The organism is Chroococcidiopsis sp. CCALA 051 (assembly GCF_003015105.1).
Lineage (GTDB): Bacteria > Cyanobacteriota > Cyanobacteriia > Cyanobacteriales > Chroococcidiopsidaceae > Chroococcidiopsis > Chroococcidiopsis thermalis.
Genome location: NZ_PYCI01000015.1, coordinates 13,024 through 30,784, shown reverse-complemented (window position 1 = coordinate 30,784; position 17,761 = coordinate 13,024). Strand labels below are relative to the sequence as shown.

The following is a 17,761-nucleotide window of genomic DNA, read 5'->3' as shown; positions in this document are numbered from 1 at the left end:
TTCCGTGCGCTAAAAAACACAAGACCGATTTTGAACTTCGGGTATCTTATCAGGTATCAGTTATCAGTTATCAGGAAGTCGGTGTAGAGCCGTTGCAGGCAACGTCTGTATGGGAAGTCGGGGATAGAAAGCAGTTAATTTCGACTTTTAGCTTTTGACTTTTGACTTTTGACTTTTGACTTTGTTCCCTCGGCGGCGATACCTGAAGCTATTGTTTTAAATAAAAGATTCCTTTCTTTCAGAGTATAGGGAAGGAGCGCTGTCTTGCTCTACGGTTGCTTGCGTCTTACTGCCCAACTGTTTAAGTGCTAGTTCTAAATCTTGTGTCAATTGCTTCGCATCTTTTTTAATCGAACCCGTGCTGTAATCTCCTACTTGGATAGGAGAACCAATACTAATCCTAACCTGAGATCTCCACGGTACGGTGGGAGGATTATAGTAAATACCGAGCGGTAAGATTTTGACACCTAAATTTGGCTGACTTGATTCGGCTTGTAGTGCTAGGCGAGCTAAACCAGGTTGAAGAGAATTCAGCGTACACTCGCGATTTTTTTTCAGGTCGCCACCTTCAGGAAAAATGACTAGCATTTCTCCTTGTTGTAGTAATTCTACGCCATGTCTGAGAGTAGCAATAGATGGACGCTTCACATCAACAGCAAACCCTCCGAGATGGCTAATAAACCATCCTTGGATACCCTTCATTTCGTCTATGGACACCATAAATCGCGGATCTCGCCCGGTTGCAACCTTACCCACGATTGCAGGAACCATGAGCGCATCCCAACGAGAACGGTGGGTAGGTGCTACGATGACAGGACCTCCATTCGGCAAGTTTTCCCATCCGCTAACTTCAATCTTGTCAAAATAAAAGGGGAAGACCAAACGCCGTCCGATAGGATAGACTATGGGCGTTAACCAAGGCGAAACGTGAGAGCTTGCAGCCACCTTGGTCTTTTTAGTTGTCCCAATATCAGTGTGCGAGGAATCGAGCTGAATCATGAGGGTGGCGAGTGTGTAAGCGAACGTAAAGTTATATGGCTTTAATTCCACCCTAATTTTTTTTAGTCGCGATCGCTACACATAGGGGACAGTTTTAGCAGTGAACAGTGACCAGTGACCAGTGACCAGTTACTTTTCTCCCCCTACTCCCTGCTCCCTGCTCCCTCTCTTCTGGCGGAACCAATCTTGCAGTTGTTGACGACAGGTGGAGTCTAAAATGCCAGCGAGAACGGGGAGACGATGGTAGGAGCAGGCGCTGTCGGGAATGTTGGTGACGGTGCGAATAGCTCCAGTTTTTGGATCGTCTGCACCATACACAAGTAAACCAATTCGTGCTTGGACGATCGCTCCCGCACACATGGGACAAGGTTCTAGGGTAACGTATAGGGTACAGCGATCGAGATGCCAGTTTTGTAAGGTTTTACCAGCTTGGCGCAAAGCAATAATTTCTGCGTGGGCGGTGGGATCGTTGTCTCGTTCGCGCCGATTTTCTGCTTCGGCAATGACGTTACCGTTTGAATCGATAATTATTGCGCCCACGGGAACTTCTCCGGCTTCCCCGGCAATTTGGGCAAGAGCGATCGCCCGTTGCATCCATTGACGGTGGATGATGTATTCTGGGGCTTCAATCATGTTTCTGCTGTTTTTTGTTCGCACATAGTAGGGGCGCACAGCTGTGCGCCCCTACTACAGCGTGCATCCCTACGAACGTTTCTACAAATATTAGGCTGGCTGAGCGAGGAGAGGATCTAATTTGCCTTCGCTATCTAGTTTGTAAATATCGTCGCAGCCACCGAAATGCTCGTTATTGATGAAGATTTGCGGAACGGTGCGCCGTCCGTTGGCGCGTTCTGCCATTTTATTTCTCGCTACATCATCACCATCAATCTTGTATTCCGTGTAGTTGACACCCTTCCACCACAGCAATAATTTGGCGCGAATGCAGTAGGGGCAAGTCTGCCAGGTGTAAATCTCAACGTTGGCTTTGACTCGCTCTGGATGACGGTTGAGAATCGGATTGAGGAAGTCCAACATAGTTGTATTATTGGCAGTCTGGGCAGAAATTTACGAACGCGATCGCATATTAATTCTGATTATACTTAACTACAGTCAGCCTACGTGAGAGTTTGGTAATTGGTAATTGGTAATTGGTAATCGGTACTATCTCTCACCTTCACTGTAAGTCTTTAATTATGCCTCTATTGGTATTTTTACTGGCGATCGCTAGAAACTCACAAATGACTAATGACCAATGACCAATGACGAGCTTGGAGATTTAAGTTTTGGGTATTGAATTACGCAGTTATGTGTTTATAGATAGCTTACAACCTCAACACGCAGCTTACATGGGAACGGTGGCAGCAGGTTTTTTGCCATTACCAGGTGATGCTTCTCTGTGGATTGAAGTCTCGCCAGGGATTGAGGTGATCCGCTTAATGGATATTGCTTTAAAATCTGCTTCTGTGCGTCCAGGGGTGCAGGTGGTAGAACGGCTTTATGGATTGCTAGAAGTCCATTCTAGTCGCCAGGGGGAGACGCGGGCAGCGGGTAAGGCGGTGATGGAAGCAATGGGAGTACGCGAACGAGATTGCCTCAAGCCACAAGTGATGTCGAGTCAGATTATTCGCAATATCGATCCGCACCAAACACAATTGATTAACCGCACCCGCCGAGGACAGATGATTTTGGCAGGACAAACGTTGTATGTATTAGAAGTTCAACCTGCGGCTTATGCAGCTCTAGCCGCAAATCAAGCAGAAAAAGCAGCCTTGATTAATATTCTAGAGATTCAAGCGGTGGGTAGTTTTGGACGGCTTTACCTGGGTGGGGAAGAACGAGATATTATTGCGGGTTCGAGTGCGGCGTTGGCGGCGATGGAAAATGCCCACGGGCGCGAACTTCCTACTGTTGGTGGGCGCAAGGAGTAGCAGGAATGGCAAATCGGGAGCATCTGGCGCTACTGCAACAGGGTGCGGTTACTTGGTTAGAGTGGCGCTCTTCATACGCGCAGATTGTACCTGACTTGAGCGCAGCTAATTTGTGTGGGGCTAATTTTAGGGGTGCTAATCTTACCAAGGCTAATCTAAAAAGAGCCAATCTCGATCGCGCTAAACTGATTGCAGCTAATTTATGTGGGGCTAATCTCAGTGCAGCTAGTTTGTGCGAAGCTGAATTGATTGACGCTAATTTGCAAAAAGCCGAATTAGTTGACGCTCAGTTAATTTCGGCTCAAATGATGGGTGCAGATTTAGCTTATGCCAATTTGATAGGAGCAGATTTGCGGGGTGTCGATTTAAAAGCCGCAGATCTCAGTCATGCTAATTTGACGGCGGCTGAATTTATCGGAGCTACTCTTAGCGAAGCAGACTTGAGCGTGGCGAAATTAAGTCGGGCTAGTCTGGTTTATGCTAATTTAACTGGGGCTAATTTCAGTCATGCTAATTTGAGTAGTGCTAATTTATATGAGGCTGAGGCGATCGCTACTTATTTTTATCGCGCTAATTTATGTCAAGCTAATTTGAGTGAAGCTCATTTTGGTGGGGCGTATTTGTTTGGTGCTGATTTAAGTGCAGCAGAGCTTTATCTGACGGATTTGAGATGGACGAATTTAAGTAAAGTTAATTTTACAAATGCTAATTTAATTAGAGCAGATTTGCGGGGCGCTAATTTGAGTAGGGCTATTTTTATAGGGGCTAATTTAACCGAAGCTAAGTTGGATGAAGCTAATTTGAGTAAGGCGATTTTTCAGGGGGCAATTATGCCTGATGGTAAGGTTTTTCGTTAAAAGGAAGGAAAATTTTGTGTCACGCATAGACGCGCAGCGGCTTCTCGTAGAGTAGGCGCAAAGGCGCAAAGAAGGGAAGAGGAGATCTAAGCTCAGTCTGAAGCGATCGCCCCAATTCTATATTTAAGTACATAGGTACTAAAGTATAAGGAGAAAATCAAAGGGCGATCGCCTCCTCAATTCCCTTTTACCCCTTACCCCTTACCCCTTACCCATCTTCAGCAGCAAAACTTAACAAAACCTGAGTAAATACTTGTAGTCCACGGGGTTACGCCGTTTGGTAGACTTATGTACTGATACAGCCGCAAAACAACAGCAGCAAACAGAGCATTGGGAGGACAGACCGCGTGGAAAATACTCTAGGTTTAGAGATTATTGAAGTTGTAGAACAAGCAGCGATCGCATCTTCCCGTTGGATGGGTAAAGGCGAGAAAAACACTGCTGACCAAGTGGCTGTAGAAGCCATGCGGGAGAGAATGAATAAAATTTACATGCGGGGTCGGATTGTCATCGGTGAAGGCGAACGGGATGAAGCCCCCATGTTATACATTGGCGAAGAAGTCGGGATCTGTACCCGTGCCGATGCCAAAGATTACTGTAACCCAGATGAATTAGTTGAAATAGACATTGCCGTTGACCCTTGCGAAGGGACGAACTTAGTCGCCTACGGACAAAATGGTTCGATGGCTGTGTTGGCGATCGCCGAAAAAGGTGGTTTGTTTGCTGCTCCTGACTTTTACATGAGAAAGCTCGCAGCCCCAGCCCCAGCACGCGGTCATGTAGATATTAATAAATCGGCTACCCAAAACCTCAAAATCCTCTCAGAATGCCTCGGACGCGCTGTAGAGGAGCTAGTTGTGGTCGTGATGGATCGCCCTCGCCACAAAGAACTCATTCAAGAAATTCGCCAAGCCGGGGCAAGAGTACGCTTAATTAGCGATGGCGATGTCTCCGCTGCGATCTCCTGCGCTTTCTCGGGAACGAATATTCATGCCTTGATGGGAATTGGCGCAGCTCCAGAAGGCGTGATTTCTGCTGCTGCATTGCGCTGTTTGGGCGGGCATTTCCAAGGACAATTGATCTACGATCCAGAAGTAGTCAAAACTGGTTTGATTGGCGAAAGTAAAGAGGGAAATATTGCCCGTTTGAAAGAAATGGGAATTAATGACCCAGACCGAGTTTACAATGCTGAAGAGTTAGCTTCGGGTCAAACCGTCCTGTTCGCTGCTTGTGGTATTACCCCAGGTACGCTGATGGAAGGTGTCCGCTTCTTCAAAGGTGGAGCCAGAACCCAAAGTTTAGTTATCTCCAGCCAATCTCGCACGGCGCGGTTTGTAGACACGATCCATATGTTTGACGAACCAAAGACACTGCAACTGAAGTAGGAAGAAAAGGGAGCAGGGAGCAGGGAGCGATCGAGCAGGGAGAATTCGGAATTCGGAATTCGGAATTCGGAATTAATGAAGAATTCCCTCGCCCCTCACTCCTCACCCCTAGCCCCTCATTTGGGAGGAGACATGAACATTGCGGTTATCGGGTTAAGTCACAAAACAGCCCCAGTAGAAGTTAGGGAAAAGCTGAGTATTCCAGAATCGCAGTTGGAAGGCGCGATCGCTCTTTTGTGTAGCTATCCGCATATTACCGAAGCAGCAATACTTAGCACTTGTAATCGTCTGGAAATTTATATCGTTACTCCAGAAACGGAACAAGGGATTCGAGAAGTTAGCCAGTTTTTGGGCGAACACAGCAAATTACCAGTCCGCGATTTAAGACAACATTTATTTATTTTGCTCCACCAAGATGCAGTCATGCACTTGATGCGAGTCTCGGCTGGTTTGGATAGCTTGGTGTTAGGAGAAGGGCAAATCTTAGCTCAGGTAAAACAAACTCACAGTTTAGGACAACAATATAACGGTATCAAACTCATTCTGAATAAGCTGTTTAAACAAGCAATTACGGCTGGCAAACGGGTACGTTCTGAAACTAGTATCGGTACTGGTGCGGTTTCGATTAGTTCTGCGGCAGTAGAATTAGCCCAAATGAAAGTTGCTAATTTGGCAGCTTGCCGAGTGGCGATCGTTGGGGCGGGTAAAATGTCGGAGTTACTCGTTAAACATTTGGTGGCAAAAGGTGCGAGCCAAATTTGTATTTTGAATCGTTCTTTAAAGCGATCGCAAGCTTTAGCTAATCAGTTTCAACATGCAGATTTAAAACTTTGTTTACTATCAGAAATGATGCCAGTGGTGGCAACATCAGATTTGGTATTTACTAGTACCTCGGCTACAGAACCGCTGATCGATCGCGCTAAGCTAGAAATTGCTTTAGAACCAAATCGCCCGTTGATGCTATTTGATATCTCCGTACCGCGTAACGTACATGAAGATGTCAACAATTTAGACAACGTACAAGCGTTTAACGTAGACGATTTGAAGGCTGTGGTGGCTCAAAACCAAGAAAGCCGTCGCAGAATGGCAATGGAAGCTGAAAAGCTGCTGGATGAGGAAGTAGAAACATTTGACGTATGGTGGCGATCGCTGGAAACTGTTTCTACGATCAGTTGCTTGCGTCATAAAGTCGAAACCATTCGCGAACAAGAGTTAGAAAAAGCTTTATCGCGTTTGGGTTCGGAATTTGCTGAAAAGCACCAAGAAGTGATTGAAGCTTTAACGAGAGGAATCGTGAATAAAATTTTGCACGATCCGATGGTACAGTTGCGATCGCAGCAGGATATTGAGGCGAGGCGGCGTTGTATGCAAACTCTTCAAGTCCTGTTTAATTTGGATGCTGAGGAACAGTTTGGTTAGTTTGTCATTTGTCATTTGTCATTGGTTATTCGTAGGGGCGGGTTCACCAGGAATCTTTGGATAACAGCAAGGATCTTTGTCAGCCCGTCCTAACCACAATGGCAGATTTTTTCAAATACACTAAATCAACGCAAAATTAGTGTTTGGTGAGGAGAGCAATCTCTCCTAAAGACCAATCGACTCTCTACGAGTCAAGTGGACTACGAACCCCTTTCCCACCTCGATTAAGTACATGTGTGTAAATCATAGTTGTCTTGACATCTTTATGTCCGAGTAATTCCTGAACTGTGCGAATATCATAGCCGTTTTGTAACAAATGCGTAGCAAAACTATGACGAAAAGTGTGACACCCAACTTTTTTATTTATTTTTGCGTCTTGAACAGCTTTTTTCAAAGCCTTTTGTAAACCACTTTCGTGTAAGTAATGGCGACGAACTTCTCCACTGCGAGGATCTTGTGAAATATTTCCAGAAGGAAAAACAAATTGCCAAATCCACTCGTATTTTGCTTCAGGATACTTTCTTTCAAGTGCAAATGGTAAATAAACTGAACCATAACCCTTTTGTAAATCCTGTTGATGTAATAGCTTAACACCTTGTAAGTGCATTTTTAATTCTTCAGCAATGCTTGCAGGTAGCATTGTCACGCGACTTTCCATTCCTTTCCCATCACGAACGATAATTTGCTGCTGAGCAAAATCAACATCTTTAACACGTAATTGTAAACCTTCAGTCAATCTTAATCCAGTACCGTAAAGTAGTTTGATTACAAGTTGATAAACACCCGATAATTGCTTAATAATTGCTAAAACTTCTTCTTTGGTGAGAACAGTTGGTAGATAACGAGTTTGTTTTGCTCTAACTGCATCGACTTTTAAATCTAAATTTTGTTTTAATACTTCTTTGTATAAAAATAAAATAGCGTGAAGTGCTTGATTTTGGGTAGATGCTGCCACTTTTTGATGAACAGCTAAATCTGTCAAAAAAGCTTCAATTTCTTTCCCTCCCATATCTTTAGGATGCTGTTTATTATGAAAAAAGATGTAACGTTTAATCCAATGAACATAAGTTTTTTCTGTTTGATATGAATAATGCTTAAGTCGAATAGCATCTTGTACCTGTTCTAGTAATTTTTTTGGACGTTGCTCCATAGAATAAAATCTAAATAAGTATCTGAATCATCTTTTAACTTCAATGTTATTTCAAAAAAAATTTAAGTGGCTACGACATTTATATGGAAAGATTCCAGTTAATTAACCTAGATCGGGTAATTATATGGAAAATGTCTGTATAATCATTCAGATTTAGGATATTATCTGGAAAGACTCTATATAACTAGTTTCTGTAGGCTAATTATATAGAAAACGTCAGTATAATAAATAGTTATGCGGCAACCTAAGCATTTGTAAACTGAGCAATTTCTGTCAAGCTTCACAGATTTCAAGGGAGTAGGCTATTAACAGCCGAGGAGGATACTTCATTGAATGGATCTGCTTTTGACACTTATTGCTCTAGACTCCGCAAGGTGCTTGAGTACATCGATGCTCACTTAGACGACAATCTTTCTATTGATCGCCTCAGTAACGTTGCTGCATTCTCGAAGTATCACTTTCACAGGCAGTTCTCTGAGCTTTTTGAGATTAGCGTGTACAAATACATTCAACTCACTCGTTTGAAACGCGCTTCTTATCAACTGGCTTTTCGTCACCAGATCCCGATCGTCGATATTGCACTGGCAAGTGGTTATGAAAATCATGAATCGTTTTCTCGTGCATTCAAGAAGCGTATTGGTCAAACCCCTTCCGAGTTCAGAGAGCGTCCGCAGTGGAATCCTTGGCACTTGATTTATCAGCCTTTAAGTGATTTAAGGAGCAAGCATATGAAACCAGACCATCAAGCCGAAACTGTTAAAGTTATCTCGTTTCCAGAAACCAAAGTGGCAGTGCTTGAACACTGTGGAGACCCCAATCTGATCGAAACTTCAATCCGCAAGTTCATCGAATGGCGACATCAAAATCACCTGACCCCTCAGATCAGTGCAACTTTCAACATCCTTTACAACGATCCATCTGAAACCTCGCCTGAAGATTTTCGTTTGGACATTTGTGCATCAACGGAGTGGGATGTCGCTGACAATTCATTTGGAGTGGTAGAAAAAACGATTCCCGCTGGTCGGTGTGCTGTATTGCGACATATTGGAAATGATGCGAATCTTGGCGAAAGCATCACTCACCTTTACTCGAAATGGCTCCCATCCAGCGGAGAAGAACCGCGAGACTTTCCACTGTTTCTACAGCGAGTCAAGTTCTTCCCCGATGTGCCTGAACATGAGGCAGTGATCGACGTGTTTCTTCCCCTCAAGTGAATTCACAAACCGCTTTGCTAGCACGAGTGTAAAAGCCGCATAACAATCCGCCTGCACCCGACCGTTTGGAGTCTTTTCGTTGAGTTCAAAAGGTTACTAGCGGCGGGTGAGGCGGAACGTTAGCTGGCTTCGGTTACGGGTGGTGGCAGTGGTTTAAGTGTTATCTGTTGGTATTGGAAACCAACTTCGTGCCGAACGAGTTATTTAATATTGGTGTCCAGCGTTATGAAGAAACCTTTACTTGTAATTGTTGCTGGACGACCAGGATCGGGAAAAACTACTCTGGCACATACTCTTGCAAGAAAGATAGGATGCCCAGCGATCTGTCGTGATGAAATCAAAGAAGGATTTGTGAATACGATGAAAAGCGATCGCGAATCTCTTGGAAAAGATGTTAACCAAAGTATCTACAACACATTTTTTGAAATTCTAGAATTTCTGTTAATAAAGCAAATAACGCTAGTCGCAGAAGCAGCGTTTCAACACCATCTCTGGGCAACACCGCTAGAACGGCTTTTACAGATATCAGAAATAAAGAGCGTTATTTGCATGGTTGACCCTCATTTAGCGAGATCGCGGTTTGTTCAACGCGGCTTATCTGATCCAAATCGGCTAAGATTTCATGGTGATTGGGGAGTACGCGCTGCTCAAGAAGGGATCGAATTACCGCCAGGAGATTACCATCCACCGCTTTTACCCATTCCTACACTTGAAGTTGATACGAGTAATGGATATTTTCCCAATTTGGATAACATTGAAGCATTTTTGCTGAAGTGATTGACTCTGATTGCACATTATCTCTGCGTCTTGCTTTGGATAAACAAGGATTCACTGCTAGACTTCGGGAGTGGTTACGGGTGAGTTGATTTGGATGGAATTTGAATGGAACCCAGATAAGGCAAAATTGAACGGCGAGAAACATAATGTTTCCTTCGAGGAAGCGGCTACCGTTTTCAATGATCCGCTATCAGTGACATTTCCCGATCCGGATCATTCGGTTGGAGAGAGTCGTTACGTTATCATTGGGGTATCCAGATTCGGGCAGCTTCTAATTGTCGCCCATACGGATCGAGGAGAAAAAATACGAATCATCAGTGCTCGAAAAGCAACCCGTCAGGAACGGAGATTTTATGAAGAAGGATGTGAATCGTGAAATGGATGATGATCTACGACCTGAATATGACTTTTCGCAAATGGCGGGAGGAGTCAGGGGCAAGTATATAGAGCGTTATCAAGCGGGAACGAATCTTGTTCTTCTAGATCCTGATGTGGCTCAGGCGTTTCCGAGTGAAGATGCGGTAAATGAAGCATTGCGTTTGTTGATGAAAATAGCCCAGCGCCAGCCAGCTAACAATTCGGTTGGAGCGGACGAGTAAGGTCTTTGCGCTTCGTTTCAGTCGTATTTGTCGCCGCTCAGCCGGAACGTTAGCCAGAGGAATCGTGAATAAAATTTTGCACGATCCGATGGTACAGTTGCGATCGCAGCAGGATATTGAGGCGAGGCGGCGTTGTATGCAAACTCTTCAAGTCCTGTTTAATTTGGATGCTGAGGAACAGTTTGGTTAGTTTGTCATTCGTCATTTGTCATTTGTCATTCGTAGGGGCGGGTTCACCAGGAATCTTTGAATAAATACAAGGATCTTTGTCAGCCCGTCCTAACCACAATTTCAGAGCCGGAACAGAGCAGGGTAAGCTAGATTACGTGCTGTGCTTGCCTTGAGGGAGTTAGGCTTTATGAAAACGCTGGAGGAGATTAAGCAGTGGCTTGTACAAAACAAGTCATTGTTGCAGGAACGTTACAAAGTTCGAGAGTTAGGGGTTTTTGGTTCTTACGTTAGGCAAGAACAGACCGAAACTAGCGATGTGGATGTGCTAGTGGAGTTTTTTGAGACACCAAGCTTGTTGAAATTTGTCAATTTAGAGAACTATCTCAGCGATCATCTGGGAGTCAAGGTCGATCTGGTGCATAAGGCTGGTTTAAAACCACGCATTGGAGAGCGGATTTTGGCAGAGGTCGTCTATCTGTGAGTAAGCGAGAAGTTGCAGACTACTTGCAGGATATTTTGGATGCTGTTGCTGCGATCGAGCAGTTTACGACAGGCATTAACTTTGAGGATTTCTCACAAAACCTGGAGAAGGTGTTTGCCGTTTCAAGGGCGATCGAAATTATTGGCGAAGCCGTGAAGCGACTCCCCGATTCAGTGAGAAGCCAATATCCTGATATTCCCTGGCGTGATATTGCTGGAATGCGGGATGAAAATGAAGTTTTCGGTGTTGGCGAGGCGGGTTCACCAGACATCTTTAATCTCATCTCGGTAAACTTGCCCTAACCGCGATCTAAATCTTCAATAAAATGGAAATCGATCCAGCAGTATAGTAGTTTTAGCTTGCTAAATCGACTGAAGCATCTTGGTGAAACCGAATCACCCGTGAAAGTGAAAGCCGATTATTTCCAGAAGGACATACTGTCAGCGCGATGCTACCCTGACCGGAATCTTGTACTTGCTTGACAGTACAGATTTGTCTCTTGCTATTACAATAGGCAACAATGCGATCGCCAATCTGAATGTTTAATGCTTGAATTTTCATTGGACTACCAGAGTATGAGAAGCTTGCTGTCCAGCTTTCTGAGTCCAAATATCACCGGATAATGGTAGATGAGACATCTTGACCTCAAACGGATGTGGTGGTTCTAACGCAAATGAGTTAAAACCTTTTTCATGAGACTGAACCAAGCTAACTATCCAGGGCAGAAAATCTAAGATTTCTTCTGGCAATAGAGTTAACTCGAAGTACCAACGCTGATTCGGTTTTTGATAGTCTTGATGCTGTTTCGTAAATGTAGCTATACCAGCACCTTTATTAATAGCTAACTTCAGCAGAAATGGACGGTTGGGGATTAATTCATCAGGCGATAAGTGGACGTAAATATATACATAGTTTAATCTTTGTTGACGATCTACCCAAGAAGCTATAGATGGATTACTAGCGGATGAGTTACTGTTAGTAATAATTACTGGAACTCTCATCTCTGTAGCAAAGAGAGAATAAAACTCACGCCTTAATTGAGTAACAATGCGTATTGCTTCTGGAGTCATATTTTAAGTGTTTTTTTACTTAAGTTGCTTTCATTTTTGGCTATTTTGTCAATACTAAGTATGGTGTTTGTAGTTGCGAAAATGCAGTCACTCCAATCTAGCTGTGTTCCTTTGTTATAAAATCAACTAGGCTAGAATTTAGCCAACCTGCTCCGCAAGCTATGTTCAAAAACAAAAGGGCAGACTCCTTGTCTACCCTCAAACCTTAGAGTCAAATTCTTTGTATCAAAGTTTAGTAACGACGAGAGTATCCCCCGTTGTTGCTTCCACGTCTACCATCAGACGAGCCTCTGTCTTCTCTAGGCTTTGCTTTATTCACCTTCATATTCCGCCCCATCCACTCAGCGCCATCGAGGGCATCAATAGCAGTGGTTTCTTCGGCATCTGTATCCATTTCTACGAATGCAAAACCACGCACTCGACCTGTTTCGCGGTCGGTTGGTAATTGAACTCTTTTTACAGAGCCATACTGTGCAAAAGCAGCGCTGAGGTCTTCTGGCGTTACCTCATATGATAAGTTACCTACATAAATTGACATACATTGTCTCCAAAATCAGAAGGTGCAGAGATTCAGATTTCGGAGAGAAGCCTGTTGATTTTAATCACAAACAATACAACCGAATTTCATTGTCTCGTCTATATGCTACCGCATTATGAGATTTTTGGACGATCGCGATCGCGGCGATCGCGATCTCAATGGCGAGCTAGTTGACCTTTTAGAGCCAGCTTCAATTTTTGTCTTTTCGCCAGCGTCCCCTCACCAAGCGGATTTCGTCGTAGGAATAATCCTCACCTAAATATTCTCGAATTGGGGTAAGGGAAATATCGCCAAGTTTTTCTAAAGCTTGACAAATTTTAATCTGGCGATCGCGATTCACTAAACGATCTAAATCTACATCTTGATTCTTTTCCACCAAATCTGACAGGTGGCGGATAATTGTTGTCGGGCGCAGATCTCGCTTTTGGGCAATTTCTGCTACACTCAATCCTTGTTGATATAAATGTAATGTAAATTGTTCGGTGTCAGTTGGTAGATTTGAAGTTTGGGTTTGAGTTTGAGTATAAGCCTGAATTTCTATTAAGAATTTTTTGCCATACTGAGCTATTTTATGTGAGGTTACACCCGAAAGTTTAGCAAATTCAGTTAAAGTTTGTGGTTGCTGCAATGCCATCAATTTCAGCGTAGAATCGGCAAAAATGACATAGGGTGGAACTGATTGTTCGTCAGCAATTTCTTTACGCAGCGATCGCAATTTTTGAAATAACATTTCGACTTCAGCCGTTCGTGCTTCTAACGGTTGAGCCGAGAGATTTGGGGTGGTATCGATTGCTATTGAAACTGTCCGCTGTCGTCGCATGACTTCCCAACTTGCAGCATTAAGTTTTAAAACAGAATAACCATCAGTTGTTTGATCTAGTAAACCTTGGTGTAGTAGCGATCGCCCTAACAATCGCCATTCTTCTACAGTTTTATCTTTGCCAATTCCGTAAGTTGAAAGTTTATTATGGTTGTATTGCAAAACTTTTTGATTTTTAGAACCGCGCAAGATATCAATAATGTGATTCATGCCAAATTTCTCTTTGCAACGCGCCACGCAAGAAAGAAATTTCATCGCCTCGATTGTCCAGTCCACAACTGGTTTAGGTGCAAGACAATTATCGCAACCGCTACATTGTCCGGCAAATCTTTCGCCAAAATAGCCTAAGACAATTGTGCGCCGACAATCTGTCCCTTCGGCAAAATCTATGACCTGACGCAACTGTTGACGGGCAATTCTTTGTTCTTGCAAATCGGTTTTTTGGTCGATTAAATATTCAATTGTTTTGATATCACCGTAACCTAAAAATAGAGTACAACGGGCTGTTTCACCATCTCTTCCCGCCCGTCCCGATTCTTGATAGTAACCTTCAATATTTCGAGGTAAATCGTGATGGATAACGAATCGTACATCAGGTTTATTAATTCCCATCCCAAAGGCGATCGTTGCTACCATAACTCTGACATCATCGCGAATAAAACGGGTTTGATTTTCCGCTCTTTCTGTATCGCTTAAACCTGCATGGTAAGGTAGAGCCGCAATTTTGTCTTGTTGTAACTTAAAGGCAATCTCATCTACTTTACGACGACTGAGACAATAGACAATTCCCGATCCTTCCGATTGACGAATAATTTGTAAAAGTTGGCTGTAACTTTGCTTTTGTTTTGGTTGAACTTCGTAGTAAAGATTAGGGCGGTTGAAACTCGCAATATGAATGCTAGGTTGTGATAATCCTAACTGTTGAATAATATCTTGACGAACTCTATCTGTGGCTGTGGCGGTGAGGGCGAGGGTTGGTACACCAGGGTAACGCTGACGCAACTGTTTTAACTGGCGATATTCGGGGCGAAAGTCGTGTCCCCACTCCGAGACGCAGTGGGCTTCATCGATTGCAAAAGCTGCAATCCCGATTTTCTCGCGAATTAAGTCGAGAAAAGGCAGAAATTTTTCGTTTAACAGGCGTTCTGGGGCGACGTAGAGGAGTTTAGTTTTGCCGCTGAGAATCGCTTGTTCCCGCGATCGCACTTGATGTAAGTTGAGGCTGCTATTGAGAAATGTTGCCCCAATTCCGTTATCTCGCAGCGCCTCCACCTGGTCTTGCATGAGGGCAATCAGGGGGGATACGACTACAGTTAAACCTGGCTGTAACAGGGCTGGCAGCTGAAAGCAGAGAGATTTTCCGCCACCTGTAGGCATGACAATCAGTTGATCCCGATTTTGCAGCGCTTGTTCGACGATTTGTTTTTGTCCAGGGCGGAAGCTATCGTAGCCGAAGTAGTGTTTGAGTGCTGCTTCCAGGGATTGAAACCGAGGCATGGTTGAGGTAGTGTGCGGGATGACTATATTGTATTTTGCCCAGATTCACGATGCGCGAAAAGGTTTGTAGTTGCAAAATGTATGGAAGAGAGCGATCGCAATAACATTAAACATACCTCAACACAGATTACTCTTCTGCATTTGTAATGGGTGATGTATCGCTGACAACAACTACAGTCTTCCCATTGACCGTAGCGTTTGGATATCTGCCTCGAAGTCCTCTACGTCATAGTTAATACCAAAGCCGCGCTTAGCGAGTTCGTGTTGAAACTGGATGACCGTTAATCCCGTCCAAGCACGCGCTTTACCACTGCTAATTTTCTCCTGCTTGTATAACATAAGGGCAATCTCTAGTTTCAGTTCATCCTCGGTCATTTTTGTAGCTCGAAGGATGTCTTCAGGAATCACAACGCTCATCAGAGTTCACTTAAAATTTTGAATGCTATAGCTTTAGGATAAGCGATCGCCTCATCAAATTTTCAGCAAACGAATTCTTACACAGACACTTCAAAAGCTTTGGATGTGACTTCATATGAGTTACTGGGAACAATAAAGCAAGTACCTAAAGCCGTAGATGTGACTGAGGATAATTGTGAGTAGTAGTATCAAAATACCTGACTTTGATGCCAACCTAATAATTTCAGATGCCAAAAATATAGCAACAGCTACCCCTGAGTTCTTCTGGAACAATCCTGTAAAAACCGTGTTATCTGTTTGTTGTGATTCACCCGAACTCTTTCCCACTTTAAAAAGATGCAACTCTCGCTTGGAGTATATCAGTAAGTGGTTAAAAAAATATTGTAGTAGTTACAATCACCGACCATCGAAGCGGACTAGTAAAAAGATAGGTACTGTTCCTGATGGAATTATTGATGTAATTATTTCTGCTCGTCTTCCAGATTTGAATAGTGACAATCTCAATAAAATTCTATCTGCACATCGTCTTTCGATGTCAGCAGAAAATATATTAGGCTCTCTACTTGAGGAATATCTTGCTGAAAAACTCTTGTCTCATGGTTGGTATTGTGCCTGGGGTGAAACTATGGATAAAGTTGATTTTTGTACTAAGCAAGGAGATTTATTACAAATTAAAAACCGTAGCAACTCTGAAAATAGTTCAAGTAGTAGTGTACGAAAAGGCACTACAATTCGTAAATGGCATAGAATTAATGCTAGAAATGGCGTTCAATACTGGAAGGAATTAAATCATTTAATAGGATGCTCGGAGCTTTCTGAAGAGGGTTTTTCCGCATTTGTTAGAAAAGCAATTACGGAAAATCCAGCAGCGTTATATGTAGAAAATAGTAATTATTGGCAGTTACTCCAGGACTAAAATACTGTATATATCAGCAAATTGAATTAATTATTGAGCAAACAAGGATAGTTGTTCAAAAATCTGGATTCCTGCTGTCTTTTCTTCCTGAAGCAATTTATATAAATGTTTACCAATTGCTTGAGCCAAAAGTATAGGAACAGCATTACCTATCTGTCTATATTTAGAGGCTGTAGAACCGTAAAATATCCAATCGTCAGGAAAAGTTTGAATTTTAGCACACTCTCTAACACTCAAAGGACGTAGTTCCTCTGGATGACACATATCTGTAGCTTTCTGGTACGGACTTGTTGTTACCGTTGGCGATGGCTTGTTCCAAGATAGTCTTCTATAAAAACCGACTTTACCACCTCCAGAGTTATATGCTCCTCCCATTGCTTCTTTTTTCAATTCATCAGGTAAGTTTCTCCAATTTTGACCGCCTTTTAAAAGTTTTAAATATTTGAGACGGCTGTTTGAGTAAGGAGTATATTCTGGTTGTGGATCGTTTAGGTTGATTAAAGCATCCTGAAGCGTGTGCCATTTAGGTAGCGATATCCCACTATTACTATGAGTAGGAAGTGGAAATGTAACTGCTTCACTCTCTCTAGAGCCAATAAATATAACTCTTTCTCTATTTTGAGGAACACCATAATCTGCTGCTTCTAAAAGATTGTATACGACTTGATATCCAAGACTTTTCATTTCTGCTAGAACTACTTGTAGCGCACTGCCTTGCATTTCATCTTGTTCAAGTGGAGGATAACCCATTCCTCGTTGCAGATGAGGTCGATGGCGGATAGGAGCAGATAATAATCCTCTAACATTCTCCATAACAAAGAAGCGTGGCTGCAATTGTTCAACAATACGTATAAAATCCATGAACAAGCTACCGCGAGGGTCTATGACCGAACCACGTTTTCCTGCTGTACTGAATGGCTGACAAGGAGGACCACCCGTCACTAAATCTATTTCACCAGGACGCAGGGATCTACCAAGGTCGATAGCACATCCTCCCTCTTCAAGGAGATCCGAAGCTTTAATCTGTTGTATATCTCGTGCAACAGCATTTTTAAGATAAGGTCGGTTGAGGGCTATAGTCTTTGCAGAGTCAGAATCTTTTTCTACAATGCTTACTGTATGGAAACCAGCATGTTCCATACCAATATCTAAACCACCTGCTCCCGTAAATAAACTAATCGATATCGCTCTGCCTTCTATCACTGCTGTCAGTCCTCAAGCTTGTATCCTAGTTTAGCTAATACTGTTAGATGTAATCATTGACATTTATCGTATAAAAATATACCTAAAAATCTTCTAGCATTCAACCCTGACTGAAGCAGCATTATAAAGTTACAAAGCACGACGATGACTGTAGTTTACTTAAATACTAACTAAATTGTTCATAATCAAATACTAGTATTTACGATCGCGTATCATTAATTGGTATTGATGGGGAGAATGGTACTGCCGATCGCGCCCTTACATATAGCTCTAGTTCATATCGTGCGCCTTCAAGAACGACAAGGCTTTATTAGACCAAC

General features: G+C 43.1%; 21 protein-coding genes and 1 pseudogene. 12 read left to right on the top strand and 10 right to left on the bottom strand.

All coding sequences use genetic code 11. The features are described 5' to 3' along the window. Positions 1–216: 216 nt before the first annotated feature. From C7Y66_RS05585 to grxC, 3 genes are all read right to left on the bottom strand, one after another. Positions 217–999 carry a 1-acyl-sn-glycerol-3-phosphate acyltransferase gene (locus tag C7Y66_RS05585; protein ID WP_015157302.1) on the bottom strand — a complete coding sequence of 261 codons (783 nt, stop codon included), beginning with the start codon at positions 997–999 and terminating at the stop codon, positions 217–219. Positions 1,000–1,128: 129 nt separating this feature from the next. After that, on the bottom strand, positions 1,129–1,632 hold the full coding sequence (gene tadA / locus C7Y66_RS05580; RefSeq protein ID WP_106544798.1) for a tRNA adenosine(34) deaminase TadA: 504 nt from the start codon (positions 1,630–1,632) through the stop codon (positions 1,129–1,131). Positions 1,633–1,722: 90 nt separating this feature from the next. Next, complete coding sequence (grxC, locus tag C7Y66_RS05575; protein WP_015157304.1) at positions 1,723–2,034, bottom strand: glutaredoxin 3; 312 nt, start codon at positions 2,032–2,034, stop codon at positions 1,723–1,725. 248 nt (positions 2,035–2,282) lie between these two features. Here grxC and C7Y66_RS05570 point away from each other — a divergent pair, with 248 nt between their 5' ends. From C7Y66_RS05570 to C7Y66_RS05555, 4 genes are all read left to right on the top strand, one after another. Continuing rightward, positions 2,283–2,927: a microcompartments protein gene (locus C7Y66_RS05570; protein ID WP_015157305.1), complete on the top strand. Its 645-nt coding sequence runs from the start codon at positions 2,283–2,285 to the stop codon at positions 2,925–2,927. Positions 2,928–2,932: 5 nt separating this feature from the next. Next, the gene (locus tag C7Y66_RS05565; RefSeq protein WP_106544797.1) at positions 2,933–3,784 is read left to right on the top strand and encodes a pentapeptide repeat-containing protein; all 852 of its coding nucleotides are present in this window, start codon (positions 2,933–2,935) and stop codon (positions 3,782–3,784) included. Between the two features lie 347 nt (positions 3,785–4,131). Then, positions 4,132–5,169, top strand: coding sequence for a class II fructose-bisphosphatase (glpX, locus tag C7Y66_RS05560; protein WP_015157307.1), 1,038 nt, complete (start codon positions 4,132–4,134; stop codon positions 5,167–5,169). 132 nt (positions 5,170–5,301) lie between these two features. Continuing rightward, positions 5,302–6,588: a glutamyl-tRNA reductase gene (locus tag C7Y66_RS05555; protein WP_106544796.1), complete on the top strand. Its 1,287-nt coding sequence runs from the start codon at positions 5,302–5,304 to the stop codon at positions 6,586–6,588. A gap of 184 nt (positions 6,589–6,772) precedes the next feature. Here the strand turns inward: C7Y66_RS05555 and C7Y66_RS05550 are convergent, their stop codons facing one another. Continuing rightward, positions 6,773–7,738 carry an integron integrase gene (locus tag C7Y66_RS05550; RefSeq protein WP_106544795.1) on the bottom strand — a complete coding sequence of 322 codons (966 nt, stop codon included), beginning with the start codon at positions 7,736–7,738 and terminating at the stop codon, positions 6,773–6,775. A gap of 329 nt (positions 7,739–8,067) precedes the next feature. On the opposite strand from C7Y66_RS05550, the gene C7Y66_RS05545 reads away from it, so the two are divergent. From C7Y66_RS05545 to C7Y66_RS05515, 7 genes and pseudogenes are all read left to right on the top strand, one after another. Beyond that, positions 8,068–8,952: a GyrI-like domain-containing protein gene (locus C7Y66_RS05545; protein ID WP_106544794.1), complete on the top strand. Its 885-nt coding sequence runs from the start codon at positions 8,068–8,070 to the stop codon at positions 8,950–8,952. 225 nt (positions 8,953–9,177) lie between these two features. After that, the gene (locus tag C7Y66_RS05540; protein WP_106544793.1) at positions 9,178–9,729 is read left to right on the top strand and encodes an AAA family ATPase; all 552 of its coding nucleotides are present in this window, start codon (positions 9,178–9,180) and stop codon (positions 9,727–9,729) included. 94 nt (positions 9,730–9,823) lie between these two features. Continuing rightward, on the top strand, positions 9,824–10,105 hold the full coding sequence (locus C7Y66_RS05535; protein WP_106544824.1) for a BrnT family toxin: 282 nt from the start codon (positions 9,824–9,826) through the stop codon (positions 10,103–10,105). Next, positions 10,083–10,328, top strand: a complete 246-nt coding sequence (locus C7Y66_RS05530) for a hypothetical protein (RefSeq protein WP_106544792.1) — start codon at positions 10,083–10,085, stop codon at positions 10,326–10,328. The genes C7Y66_RS05535 and C7Y66_RS05530 overlap by 23 nt, the downstream gene beginning before the upstream one ends. Before the next feature lie 49 nt (positions 10,329–10,377). After that, positions 10,378–10,518 (top strand): annotated as a pseudogene (locus C7Y66_RS05525) (glutamyl-tRNA reductase); the annotation flags it as partial. Positions 10,519–10,686: 168 nt separating this feature from the next. Next, a complete protein-coding gene (locus C7Y66_RS05520) occupies positions 10,687–10,980 on the top strand; it encodes a nucleotidyltransferase family protein (protein WP_106544791.1) in 294 nt (97 codons plus the stop codon). Next, positions 10,977–11,282 carry a DUF86 domain-containing protein gene (locus C7Y66_RS05515; RefSeq protein ID WP_233222540.1) on the top strand — a complete coding sequence of 102 codons (306 nt, stop codon included), beginning with the start codon at positions 10,977–10,979 and terminating at the stop codon, positions 11,280–11,282. Before C7Y66_RS05520 ends, C7Y66_RS05515 begins: the two co-directional genes overlap by 4 nt. A 52-nt stretch (positions 11,283–11,334) precedes the next feature. On the opposite strand, the gene C7Y66_RS05510 is transcribed toward C7Y66_RS05515, so the two are convergent. The 5 genes from C7Y66_RS05510 to C7Y66_RS05490 form a co-directional block, all read right to left on the bottom strand. Then, on the bottom strand, positions 11,335–11,541 hold the full coding sequence (locus C7Y66_RS05510) for a hypothetical protein (RefSeq protein ID WP_106544790.1): 207 nt from the start codon (positions 11,539–11,541) through the stop codon (positions 11,335–11,337). Then, positions 11,538–12,050: a hypothetical protein gene (locus C7Y66_RS05505; protein WP_106218093.1), complete on the bottom strand. Its 513-nt coding sequence runs from the start codon at positions 12,048–12,050 to the stop codon at positions 11,538–11,540. The genes C7Y66_RS05510 and C7Y66_RS05505 overlap by 4 nt, the downstream gene beginning before the upstream one ends. Positions 12,051–12,282: 232 nt before the next feature. After that, on the bottom strand, positions 12,283–12,588 hold the full coding sequence (locus tag C7Y66_RS05500) for an RNA-binding protein (RefSeq protein ID WP_106167977.1): 306 nt from the start codon (positions 12,586–12,588) through the stop codon (positions 12,283–12,285). A gap of 190 nt (positions 12,589–12,778) precedes the next feature. Continuing rightward, a complete protein-coding gene (recQ, locus tag C7Y66_RS05495; RefSeq protein WP_106544789.1) occupies positions 12,779–14,905 on the bottom strand; it encodes a DNA helicase RecQ in 2,127 nt (708 codons plus the stop codon). 171 nt (positions 14,906–15,076) lie between these two features. Further along, complete coding sequence (locus tag C7Y66_RS05490) at positions 15,077–15,322, bottom strand: UPF0175 family protein (RefSeq protein ID WP_015157315.1); 246 nt, start codon at positions 15,320–15,322, stop codon at positions 15,077–15,079. A 175-nt stretch (positions 15,323–15,497) separates the two neighbouring features. Here C7Y66_RS05490 and C7Y66_RS05485 point away from each other — a divergent pair, with 175 nt between their 5' ends. Next, complete coding sequence (locus C7Y66_RS05485) at positions 15,498–16,238, top strand: SinI family restriction endonuclease (RefSeq protein WP_158265870.1); 741 nt, start codon at positions 15,498–15,500, stop codon at positions 16,236–16,238. A gap of 30 nt (positions 16,239–16,268) precedes the next feature. On the opposite strand, the gene C7Y66_RS05480 is transcribed toward C7Y66_RS05485, so the two are convergent. Further along, positions 16,269–17,441 carry a DNA cytosine methyltransferase gene (locus C7Y66_RS05480; protein WP_106544787.1) on the bottom strand — a complete coding sequence of 391 codons (1,173 nt, stop codon included), beginning with the start codon at positions 17,439–17,441 and terminating at the stop codon, positions 16,269–16,271. Between the last annotated feature and the right edge of the window lie 320 nt (positions 17,442–17,761).